Origin of the sequence: Microvirga tunisiensis, from assembly GCF_009296175.1 — a bacterium.
Taxonomy (GTDB): Bacteria; Pseudomonadota; Alphaproteobacteria; order Rhizobiales; family Beijerinckiaceae; genus Microvirga; species Microvirga tunisiensis.
Genome location: NZ_VOSK01000234.1, coordinates 1 through 10,076 on the forward strand (window position 1 = coordinate 1; position 10,076 = coordinate 10,076).

At 59.3% G+C, this 10,076-nt stretch carries 16 protein-coding genes; 7 read left to right on the top strand and 9 right to left on the bottom strand.

Features of this window, described 5'->3' with window-relative positions:
- Positions 1-116: 116 nt before the first annotated feature.
- Positions 117-623 (bottom strand): helix-turn-helix domain-containing protein, encoded by a 507-nt coding sequence (locus FS320_RS31355; RefSeq protein ID WP_244627516.1) that lies wholly within the window; start codon positions 621-623, stop codon positions 117-119.
- Between the two features lie 136 nt (positions 624-759).
- Here FS320_RS31355 and FS320_RS31360 point away from each other — a divergent pair, with 136 nt between their 5' ends.
- From FS320_RS31360 to FS320_RS31370, 3 genes are all read left to right on the top strand, one after another.
- Positions 760-966 (top strand): cold-shock protein, encoded by a 207-nt coding sequence (locus FS320_RS31360; RefSeq protein WP_152716342.1) that lies wholly within the window; start codon positions 760-762, stop codon positions 964-966.
- A gap of 181 nt (positions 967-1,147) precedes the next feature.
- Positions 1,148-1,378: a hypothetical protein gene (locus FS320_RS31365; RefSeq protein WP_152716344.1), complete on the top strand. Its 231-nt coding sequence runs from the start codon at positions 1,148-1,150 to the stop codon at positions 1,376-1,378.
- Between the two features lie 110 nt (positions 1,379-1,488).
- A complete protein-coding gene (locus FS320_RS31370) occupies positions 1,489-2,220 on the top strand; it encodes a restriction endonuclease (protein ID WP_152716346.1) in 732 nt (243 codons plus the stop codon).
- A 161-nt stretch (positions 2,221-2,381) separates the two neighbouring features.
- On the opposite strand, the gene FS320_RS31375 is transcribed toward FS320_RS31370, so the two are convergent.
- Positions 2,382-3,017 carry a hypothetical protein gene (locus FS320_RS31375; protein ID WP_244627517.1) on the bottom strand — a complete coding sequence of 212 codons (636 nt, stop codon included), beginning with the start codon at positions 3,015-3,017 and terminating at the stop codon, positions 2,382-2,384.
- Positions 3,018-3,242: 225 nt separating this feature from the next.
- On the opposite strand from FS320_RS31375, the gene FS320_RS31380 reads away from it, so the two are divergent.
- Positions 3,243-3,518 (top strand): hypothetical protein, encoded by a 276-nt coding sequence (locus FS320_RS31380; protein ID WP_152716348.1) that lies wholly within the window; start codon positions 3,243-3,245, stop codon positions 3,516-3,518.
- Here the strand turns inward: FS320_RS31380 and FS320_RS31385 are convergent.
- A complete protein-coding gene (locus tag FS320_RS31385; protein ID WP_152716350.1) occupies positions 3,499-3,804 on the bottom strand; it encodes a hypothetical protein in 306 nt (101 codons plus the stop codon). The genes FS320_RS31380 and FS320_RS31385 overlap by 20 nt on opposite strands.
- A gap of 223 nt (positions 3,805-4,027) precedes the next feature.
- On the opposite strand from FS320_RS31385, the gene FS320_RS31390 reads away from it, so the two are divergent.
- Entirely contained in the window at positions 4,028-4,231 is a 204-nt protein-coding gene (locus FS320_RS31390; RefSeq protein WP_152716352.1) for a hypothetical protein, read from the top strand.
- Between the two features lie 30 nt (positions 4,232-4,261).
- On the opposite strand, the gene FS320_RS31395 is transcribed toward FS320_RS31390, so the two are convergent.
- The 3 genes from FS320_RS31395 to FS320_RS31405 all read right to left on the bottom strand — a co-directional run bounded on the left by FS320_RS31395 (position 4,262) and on the right by FS320_RS31405 (position 6,211).
- Complete coding sequence (locus FS320_RS31395; RefSeq protein ID WP_152716354.1) at positions 4,262-4,513, bottom strand: WGR domain-containing protein; 252 nt, start codon at positions 4,511-4,513, stop codon at positions 4,262-4,264.
- A 155-nt stretch (positions 4,514-4,668) separates the two neighbouring features.
- The gene (repC, locus tag FS320_RS31400) at positions 4,669-5,823 is read right to left on the bottom strand and encodes a plasmid replication protein RepC (RefSeq protein ID WP_152716355.1); all 1,155 of its coding nucleotides are present in this window, start codon (positions 5,821-5,823) and stop codon (positions 4,669-4,671) included.
- A gap of 175 nt (positions 5,824-5,998) precedes the next feature.
- Complete coding sequence (locus tag FS320_RS31405; RefSeq protein ID WP_152716357.1) at positions 5,999-6,211, bottom strand: hypothetical protein; 213 nt, start codon at positions 6,209-6,211, stop codon at positions 5,999-6,001.
- A gap of 388 nt (positions 6,212-6,599) precedes the next feature.
- Between FS320_RS31405 and FS320_RS31410 the strand changes: the two genes are divergently transcribed.
- The gene (locus FS320_RS31410; RefSeq protein WP_152716359.1) at positions 6,600-6,950 is read left to right on the top strand and encodes a VOC family protein; all 351 of its coding nucleotides are present in this window, start codon (positions 6,600-6,602) and stop codon (positions 6,948-6,950) included.
- A gap of 38 nt (positions 6,951-6,988) precedes the next feature.
- Here FS320_RS31410 and FS320_RS31415 read toward each other — a convergent pair whose 3' ends face one another.
- From FS320_RS31415 to FS320_RS31425, 3 genes are all read right to left on the bottom strand, one after another.
- Complete coding sequence (locus tag FS320_RS31415; protein WP_152716361.1) at positions 6,989-7,861, bottom strand: Mom family adenine methylcarbamoylation protein; 873 nt, start codon at positions 7,859-7,861, stop codon at positions 6,989-6,991.
- A gap of 184 nt (positions 7,862-8,045) precedes the next feature.
- Positions 8,046-8,378, bottom strand: a complete 333-nt coding sequence (locus FS320_RS31420; RefSeq protein WP_152716363.1) for a hypothetical protein — start codon at positions 8,376-8,378, stop codon at positions 8,046-8,048.
- A 276-nt stretch (positions 8,379-8,654) separates the two neighbouring features.
- The gene (locus FS320_RS31425; RefSeq protein ID WP_338105566.1) at positions 8,655-9,812 is read right to left on the bottom strand and encodes a DNA methyltransferase; all 1,158 of its coding nucleotides are present in this window, start codon (positions 9,810-9,812) and stop codon (positions 8,655-8,657) included.
- Positions 9,813-9,932: 120 nt separating this feature from the next.
- Here FS320_RS31425 and FS320_RS48550 point away from each other — a divergent pair.
- Positions 9,933-10,076 (top strand): DUF6429 family protein (locus FS320_RS48550; RefSeq protein ID WP_244626992.1); only part of this gene is annotated, 144 nt, incomplete at its 3' end.

Here is a 10,076-nt window from a genome sequence, read left to right on the forward strand (position 1 = left end):
AAAGTGTGGCAGGCTTCTCGCTGACGGGCAGAGCAACGGTTGAGAGGTCCATGGGGCGTCTCCAGGGTTCGGATGTCGGACCCCGAAACCCTACCCGAGTTCCACTGTCCGTCGCCTCATAGGATCTTTTTCTGCGCCAGATGAGCTGCGCGTTGGACATAGACGTAGCGCGGGCGCTTCCAGCGATAGCCCGCCTCGTGCAGCCGGCGCCGCAGCGTGCGCGGGCTGACGGCGATGCCCTTCGCGGCCAGGTCGTGCGCCAGCAGCGGCACCGTCCAGCTCGTGGCCTGGTAGCCGCAGCGGCGCGGATCGCGCGCGAGGGCTGCCGCCAGCCGCTGCGGCGTGAGCCTCGGGTGGCGGCGCGGGCGCCCGCTGCGCGGCCGGTCGCCCAGCGCGCTGGCCTCATGCTCGGCCCGGTACTGGACGAGCCAGCGGTGCACACTGGAGCGGTTGACCCGGCAGCGGCGGGCTGCCTCGGCCACGGGATGCCCCTCGGCCACCAACAGCAGCGCCTCGAGGCGGCGATCCACACGGGCCTCGCGGGCGCCGGCAAGCGCGGCAGCCAGCCGCGTGCGATCCGCCTCATCGAGCCACGTCTCGGGAGAGTGATCATGGTGTTGCATGCTCCCCAGCAAACACCCGCAGCGCGCGCGTTGCAAGTCTTATGGCGACCTACTTGGGCTCCTTCTGACGGCGACGTCAGCGAAGGGGTGGAACATAATGCTCCGCCAGAGGAAACCACGAGGGACTTGAGACGAGATGGCGACTGGCACTGTAAAATGGTTCAACGAGACGAAGGGTTATGGCTTCATTCAGCCGGACAATGGCGGCAAGGATGTTTTCGTGCATATCAGCGCGGTGGAGCGTGCAGGCCTGCGCAGCCTGAAGGATGGGCAGAAAATCTCTTATGAGGTCGAAGCCGATCGGCGCACCGGCAAGGAATCTGCGACCAATCTGCAGGTCTAAGACCCTGCCCACATCGCGGATTGCTCCGCGCTCATAGCAAGCCGCTCCAAATGTGGGGCGGCCTTTTCGTTGTGCCTGACGTAATGGAGCATTCCCACCATAGGGACCTCACCGTCTGATTTCCTTAGTGAGAGCAGTTTATCAAAGAGCACCCTCGTGGCTTTCACTGGAATGAGATGCGGTGACCACCCGTCTTATGGAGATCCTGGACCGCTGCCGTCCTGAGAACCAAGTAGCAAAGGGTGGGCCGGCCACCGGCGAGGAGCAGCCAGCTCAGGAGTTGATGATCCGGCTCCACACGGGGCCGTTCCTGATCAAGCAAGGCGAGATCAGCACTGCCGATGAGTTGCGAGAGTTCGCTGGCCCCATTCTCGACCGGATCCAGATCACCCAGCAGAAGCAGCGGAAATAATCCTGTGGGTTCCCAATATCCCAGTTCTCTGGGAAGCCGCTGGTAACCCCGCTCGGCTACCGAAAGGAGGGACAGTCACGTCGACAACCGCCACTGGCGCGGAAAAGGGAATGTTTCGCTATCTCTGGAGACACAAGATATTCAGCCTCGCATTGATCGCGGCCTTTCTCATCGGACTGTATCTCCAGCCGGTGGCGGCTTGGTCGGCGCTGGGACTTCAGCTCTTCTTGCGGCTGACGAAGGTCCATTCTCATCTTGTCATTCTGGACCTGACGGACCGCGCTGCCCTGAAGCATGTAAGAACGTTGGCGACCAAGCGGGCCCATATGCTCTCGCCCGACGAATACGGGAACGTGTCCGAGGAAGCCTGGGACAAGCACCTGAACACCTTTATCAGGAAGACGCTGCTGCCGGACTTCCAGCGCAGGAAGATCGACCATCTTCTGGCCAGTGACCCGAAGCGGCATCTTGGTCGCCTCAGGAGCCGGATCGACCGCATCGTTGATCGCTACCAGGTAACCGCACCGTCAGACACGGAGGTCGAGGATCTCATGACCGGCAGGGAGTTCGAAGTCTACTGCCGGGAGATCCTGCAGGAGGCCGGATGGCAGGCTGCGCTCCCTCCTGGATCAGGCGATCAGGGCGCCGACATCATTGCCGAGAAGGACGGCAGCCGGGTTGTCATCCAGTGCAAGTTCTACAATGGCGCCGTCGGCAACAAGGCGGTTCAGGAAGCTTACGCTGCCGCCGCCTTCCAGGACGCTCATATGCCGTGGTGGTCACAAACTCAGTCTTCGCCAAGTCAGCCCATCAGCTCGCACACAAGAACAGCGTGCTGCTGATGCACCACACAGATCTGCCGAAGCTTGAGTTGATTATAGCCAGCGCCGCTGGCTCCCACTGATACAAGTTTCCACTGGTCCAGTCGCAAACCCGTGATTTACTTGCCGATGTTGACGAGGCTGCCATCACCAGCTGCGGAATCAACAGGTTAGCGCCACTGTCATACGTCCAGCCCAGAGACTGCGCCGTCGCGTGCCACGAGGGAGATCCGGATGCCGGCCCGTCTGACGAGCGGACGGCTTCGCCAAATCTCCGCGAGCTTGCGGAAGACAGGTGTGTCCGGAACCGCTGTGACCACGATGTCATCGGCAGAGACATCGAACAACAGCGCCTGCCCGAGTGCGGCGGTGAGCAATGCATACTCCGGACCTCCAGGCTTTCGGACCAGTGGACCCTTCTTGCATTGGGCGACGACGCGGCGGCCATCGATTGTGGCGACTACGTCGCCCTCACCTGGTCGCGAGTGCACCCGGATGGTCTTGTCGTTGCGTCGGTAAGCGCCAGTTCGCACGTTCCGGCCGAACTGCGGCTCCTTGATCTGCTCCCATCCGATCCCAGCCATGAAGCGGCCGATGTCGAAGACGATCGCGTCGCCGACCTTGATGCTGGCTCCATCAATGGCGACACTTGCCATCGCTCCCGAATGAGGAAGCGACAGGATGAAGTCGGCCAGGCGCAGGGCCACTTCGGCCTCGGACATACGGTCGGCCTGGAGGTCGAGTTCAAGCGAATCCCTATCCCTCACATTGTTGAGCCAAGTGTTGTTTGCGCATTCCTCACGTAAGCCGTCACCCATCTGTGTCTACATCCGCGCAGTTGCTGACTGCTGACCCACGACTGTAGAGAATCCTCATCAGCGCAGCTGCCTGTCGTATTGGCTAAGCTTACTCAGCACTGTTGTCGAAAAACGACACGGCCGATGTTTCTACTATGTCGGCCTATTGTTGACACTTGGTTTATGTCTAGTGCGCATTCTCGATGAGAGGTCTGCAAGAGCCTGGGAATTATTGAGGGGTGCATCATGAGCGATAAACAAGCGAGCGAACGTAGATCGGTGGCCAAGCTCCGTCCCGTCAACACACCGCCCGTCGACGAGAACACAGCTTCGATGATCGACCTCCTGCAGGAGCATCTGCGGCTCGCCCGCGAGGGCAAGCTGCGCTCGCTCGCTGTCGTGTCAGTATCCTCCGATGGGGCGGCTATCGGAACCCAATGGTCATGCGATCCAAGCGATATGGCATCGCTGATCGGCAAGCTCACTGTCCTTACCCATGACCTCATGGCGGCTCGGAAGTAAGCCGCCGGTCTATGGGAGCGGGCGTTGTGGCGTGTGGCTCCCTCTTAGATCCGTCAGCAGTCCTCGAGGAGTCGTCCGCCGTCGGCTCTTTGCGAGGAGGCTGAACTGCGTTCGTTGCGGCCTGCTTCTGAAGCCTGCGGTTCTTCCAGGCCTGCAACATCTCTTGCCTCAGCCCTGGTCTGGGCTTCGGAAGTGTCCGCCAAATCGTCAGCGTGAACGCCTTTCCCACGGCGAGCACGAGAGCCATGCCATACAGAAAAATGGTCGGTGAGAAGCTCTCGTCCATTCGGTGTCATCCTCTCAGCGTCCGCCGGACCCCGTCAGTTGCTAGCACTGTCGAAGCTCTGCTCACATTATAGCAAAGATCGAAGTGCGGCTTTCCCGTTCCAAAGCTTTCTACCAAAGTCTGTCTTCCTTAATCCTGCCAGTTGCCAAGGATAGGAGGCGACCAGGTGGCCTCAAGAGCGCCTATATCGATCATTGAGAGGCGTCTGCCACGAATGCTGACCATGAGACTGCTGCAAAAAGCTCAGACGTACTTCCGCAAGCCCGAATTGCCACCAGTGATCCAACGGTCATCAACTGCCCCTGATGAGCGCGTTGACAGCTCACGGTCAAAGCGCGCCCAAATCAGAGAGGTGCTGCGCCAGTACGAGAGAGGCAGCCTCAAGGAGGCTGAAGCTGTTGAAGAACTGCTCAAAGTCCTTCGCTGAGTCCAAACTAAGTCCCGCTGTGCTTCTCCCCTATCCGCTTTGGAGTAGATAGCCGCGGCGCTGCTTTCGCTGGAGCCAGATCTCGAGGGCTTCCACTGCACATGACTGATTTTCGTACATCTCGACCCTCCGCTGTCCTCGTTGACCAATCCGACCCCACTCACGGATCAGGGTCGCATCCCCAAACAGGCTCGGTTCGATCGACAGCACGTAGTAGCGAGCCATGTTGCAGCTTGGGTCGCACCGGTGCAGGACGAGATATTGGATCGTGTCTTGAGCCATGCGCCAGTGTCGCGCAGCCGCACGGACAAGGTCTAATCAAAGTCCTGAATCCATTGAGCATGAACGATTCACAGCAGTGATGTACCCTTCTAATGCCGCCTTGTGAACCCAGGCACACTGGCCCGTCGCCCTCTCGACGCGCATGCTTCCCCTCCCTATGACATTCTTCGCCTCCTCATGGCCAGGAGTTCGACGGCGAGGTCGATCTTGCCGACTTTCACCATGCGGGTCAGCGCGCGGAAGTAGCCGCCCGGGTTCTTGATCCGGCTCTCGCCGCCGTTCTTGGCTACATCGTCCTCGTAGAGCTGCAGGACGTAGATCACCGCAATGGCTGCCTTGACCGTGCCAATGTCCTCCACCGCCTCGGCCCAGGCGCTTTCATGCGCCCCAAGGGAAGCGCGCAGGTAGCGCCCGGCGGAGACGACATCGGCCAGATCCCGCACGGGCTGACCGTAGTCGCTAAGGGTGGGGCAGGCCTCAAGGATCAATTCCGGTGATAGGTGCTCTGACGTTTGTTCGGTTGAACGAACCGCCTCAGCTTTCGTCGGAAAGCCCTTGTTACAAGGCTCACTAGGAAATCCGTTGTTGTTATTAGTGTGCCGGAATCTGGTTCCTCCATTGCCCGCATCTAAAAAGGCCTGTTCGGCGTGACTTCTCAACAGGCTCCACTCGTCGAGCAGACCCGTCGGAAGAGAAGTTTTCGACCGTGCTGGCGTCCTGGCTTTCAGGGTTTTCAGATCATCCTCCAGACTGGAGCGATCAAGGTCTGGATAGTGCTCGGCAAGGGCACTGAGAGCTTCTTCGGTTGCGCGCCGGCAGATAGTCACCTCATCGAAGGCCTGCTTTTGAGCCTGACGCCGCTGCTTCTGCTCGATCAGCAGCGTAGCCCACTCCCCTCTGCGGGCGTAGACGGGCGTCAGATCAAAGCCGAAGGCATCAACGATCTCCCCGGCCAAGTCCTTGACCGCATAGCGTTTCCCGTTCGGGGAGTCCTTGGGAACGATAAGTCCAAGATCCACGAGTTTGCGGACGGACTTCCGAATGGCCCGGTCTGTCAGCGCCGTCCGGCCGACCAGATAGTCGTTCGACGGCCAGACCAGGAGGCGCTCCCATCCCTGCTCGCCCCAGCAGGCGACGAGCTCGGATAGGACCACTCGAGGCGTGGTTGGCAGGTTCAAGGCTTTGGCGGCGTCCCTGGCCGCGGCAGATAGTTCTTTACGTGTCACCGTACGCCCGGCTTCGAGCGCAAGTTCTCTCGCGACCAGAGCGGCATGTCTCAGCCGCCGGCCTCCTGACGATGCAAGCTGCATCGTACCCTCCATGTTGAGGGCAAAGCGGGAGCGTTCACCGTAACCGATGCTCTTGACAGTCAGCTTGTCGGGATGGCATAAGGAGGTTGCAACACACTCTTTTACGCCGCCCCTCGCGGGTAGCTCCAAAGGCCCACGAAGCTGGAAACTTCGAGGGCCTTTTGCTTTGCCTGGTTTACGTCACGACATTTCGATCCTTTTGGGCAAACATGGCCTCGAGAGCATGGGTGATGACGGCCTCACGCGACTTGAAGCGACCACTTTCGACAGCTTGGTCGATCGCCGCGTTCAGAAGCCCAGGAATCCAGACGTTCACTTCCTTGTCTCCCCGTTCCCGGCGAGACTTACGGAAGCGCTGAACTCTCTCGGCTCGTTTAGCGTCAGGCATGGCATCCACCAATTACACTCGTGCCGTTTCGAGAGATGACCGATTCTGAGTTGGCTGTGGAGTCGCGCGTCAAGAATCCATTCACAATAGATCGATTCAGCGGTGGGAAACTTCTTTGGCTGGAATCATTTAGCCCAAAAGGCGGAGTCAATTCGCATGTAAAGGCTCGGTTCCGGGTGATTCCAAGTTACGCACTTGATTCGATGTTGCGTAGTATTCGGCGCGAGGTTGGACTCGCGATCCGGCATTATGAGTCGGGCGCGGGTCGGGAAGGATGGTTAAGAACTGTTAATAGGATCGTTCAGCCGCTCGGATATTTGGAGTAGATTCTAGCGGCCGGGAAATGACGCTTGGTCCGCGCCCGTGGGGCAATTCAGGGAGGCAATCCATGGCTGTACGGCGCATCGTTGCAAATCTGGCCGTCGACCGGCTCGATGCTGCAAAGACCTTCTATGGCGACGTGCTTGGAATGGAGATCGGCTTGGATCTCGGGTGGATCATGACCTTTGTGGCTCATGGCAACATGGCACCCCAGATCAGCGTGATGACCGAGGGAGGCTCGGGTACTCCCGTGCCCGACCTCTCCATAGAGGTCGATGATCTGTCTGACGTTCAGCGGAAGATGCAGGCTGCAGGGTTCGAGATTGAGTATGGTCCCACATCCGAGCCGTGGGGCGTGACCCGGTTCTACGTCCGTGATCCATTCGGACGCTTGGTCAACATTCTGGTGCATCGCTAACAGCCGCAATCAGGATGCCAAGCGTCCGATCTTAAATACTAGGCCGCCAACGGAAGATCCGTCTTGGTGGGACGCGGCAGTCCTTTATCCATCCGTCGGCGGATCTCCTGGCGAGTAGAATGCGTCCCACACGGGAAGACATAGGCATGGTTGCCGTTATGGCGCATCCGTCGGAACGGTCCTTCCTGAAGGGCACGGCGAATGTAGTCAGCCTCCGGTTCGCCAAGGGCGCGAGCTGGCGCACCATGTGAGCGAAGGAACTCGTAGGCGTAGGCAGCGCCTCGCTCGCCGTTACGAAGCTTGGAGAGAGCTCGGGGAGAGACGATTGATCCGTCGCGTGTGAGCCAGTGGAAGCGGGCTGTCCCACGTCCCAAATATATAGAATTTCCAAAGGCTTGGTAGATTCTACCTACGTGACCAATATGCAGTAAATCCCCATCGGCCGTCGTGCGCGGAACAGGGTCGCTGTACGACAGGCAAAGGTCGTAGCGGGGCCGGCGGTCAGGCCGTTGCTTGTCCTGGGCGAGCAAGCGCAGGGCTCTCGACAATAACCAGGTCTCCCCATTGCCTCCGACATGGTCTTTCAGAACGAACCGACCGAGCTCGCAGAATTTGGCATCGGGCGCGGCGCCGTATGCGGCGGCGGCCTTCGGCTGCATCGGGACCGAGAATACCGCCACCCCGACCAGTTCCTGCTGGAAAGGAGCGATCCTTTCGAACAGTCCATAGGCGGCGATCGCCGCCGGGTAGGATCCTGAGTAGTGATGTTTGATGACAAATTCTCGGGCGGCTGCATCTCCGATCGGCGCGACAGAGAACTGGCTGGGGTCAATCGGCTCCTGAGAGGGACGGTAGGACGCGCGGCGGCTATTCCACCGCATCGATAGGTCGAAGAGCGATAGCTGGGTCATTTCCAAAGATGATTTGAGAGGGGAAGCTTCGAGAGCTGGTCAGAGGCGGCGCCTACCGCGACGGCCGAATCCGAAAACAGAAAACCCTGCGCAGCGGGGGCTATGCTACGCAGGGTTCTCGGAGGACAGGATCAGTCAGGTTGATCCTTGAGGCCAGAGGTAGGCTCCAGCCCTTAACAAAAGATTATTCTGACGCGGGATCCACAGGCAGGAGTTTGTAAGGCCTGATGGCATTATCGGGGACCGGCGCCGCGTATCTCACCTGGCCGGTAATCTTGAATACAGAGGCCCAGGGGATCATTCCGGCGTTCCACTCGGCCTGGGTGTAGCCTTGCGCCAGTATGTCATCGGCCATGATCTGGGCCTCTTGATCCATATCCGGTAGCAGGTGCGCCGGGTCTATGACGGACGCATCGACCGCCAGAACAATCCAATCAACCGGCCACTCCTCACCGCGATTACATTCAGCGTAGTTTGTGGCGATCCCGACTTCGTCGGTCAGGAAGATAACCGGCACATCCCTACTCGAATGCATGCTTGGTTTCAGGCCATGGTCTTTGATCTGACCTTGAACAGCGGGATCCCAGATGCCGTGATTGTCCGTCGCTTAGGGATCGTACCGGTAAAGAGGGGTTGCGTGATAGAGGGTACAGGGGAGAACAGCTGTCATTAGAAAACCAAAACCCCGCGCAGCGATGGAGCAGCTGCACGGGGTTCATTGGATTAAGGTCCACTGAGCGAAGACCTTAATGTCAGGGTGGCAGAGTATGGTTAATGGCTGCTTAAAGCTGATCTAGGCTGCCATCCGCTTAGAAAAGCGGAGCTGCCCTCCGAGGATGTACTCGAGCATGCACTCTGAAGCGACCCATCGGCGGTCGAGGGCTTCGGCAACGGCGGCAGTCGTGAGAGAGCCGCCGAAGGGCTCGAACACGAGATCCTTCGGTCGCGTGAGGAACTTGATGAACATCTCAGGCAATGCCGCGGGGAACCTGGCTGGATGGACCGGAAGACCGGCCGCCTTGACGCTCCGGATGTAGTCGGAATTGCTCTCGGTGTTGGCCGCGACGATGAGGTTGCCAGGGATGGCGCCGCCATTGTCACTGCCAAACGCACCTTCTGCCATTTTGTATCCGGCTGGCCGCGTTGCTGCTTCCTGCCCTCCCCTCTTCAGGACTGCCTTCATGCTGTCGGAATAGGGGACAAGAATCTGCCGATTGTCAGCGTATGGATTGTCCGAGGCGGACAACCAGAAGACATTCTCAAGAGATGGCTTCACGCGGATCCTGCGCACCGTCACCCATTCCGCCGGGTTCGGGAGCCGCGCCGGGTTCTGCCAAGCAAAGCGCTGACAGAGTTTCAGGCCTAACTCATCCTCAAATTTAATGAGAAGCCGCTCCTGGTAGAGCGAGAGGGTAGGTTCGCCACGACGCCAGGCATCACCCAGGTTGAGGGCGACGGACGCGTCCTTGGCAAGTTTCGGCATCCACTGCTCGGCCAGACGGAGCATCCAATCAAGATACTCCCGTTCATCCAAGTTTCCGTACTCCTTCTTACGCAGGAGCGGATACGGAGGACTCGAAAAGACGAGACTCAAACTGTTGTCATCGAGCAGCCCGACAGCATCCTCGCAGTGTCCCCAAAGGGCGACGCCCTTGTCGGTCATGAAGATCGTGACGACGATGCCAGGAGTGGCCTTCGTGAGAGCCGACTGCCCTTTGTCGGTGAGTGCCCACAGGCCCGCATCGGCCGGTCGCAAGAGCCCATGAAGTTTTGCTCGCTGCTGGGCCCAGCGCACCTCGCGCTCGAACGCATTATAGGTTTGTCCGGAGATCGTAATTCGAGCGGTTCGTTCGCTGTCCGGCAAATCAACCTTCTCGGCCACCAGGTCATAGATATCGCGTGCCTTCGCGGCCCCTCCCCGTTCCTCGATCGCATCGAGCAGCGGAAGGATGAGCTGCGATTGGCTGAGTAGAGTAGGGAGGGTGACATCTCATAGAGAATGCCCCACTCCCCCGTATCCATCCGAGCGGGGCCGCGGGATTTTGGGTGCCGCGCGTGGTAACGTCGGTTCATGGAGATCGATGAGGACAAGATCGACGATGCCGTTTTGGCGCTGTTATGGCTGACGCTGCATAACGAGCGTTGTGCCTGGAAGGGCTTCGACTGGGCAACGACGGATCGGCTTCACAAGAAGGGCTTGATCGGCGACCCAGTC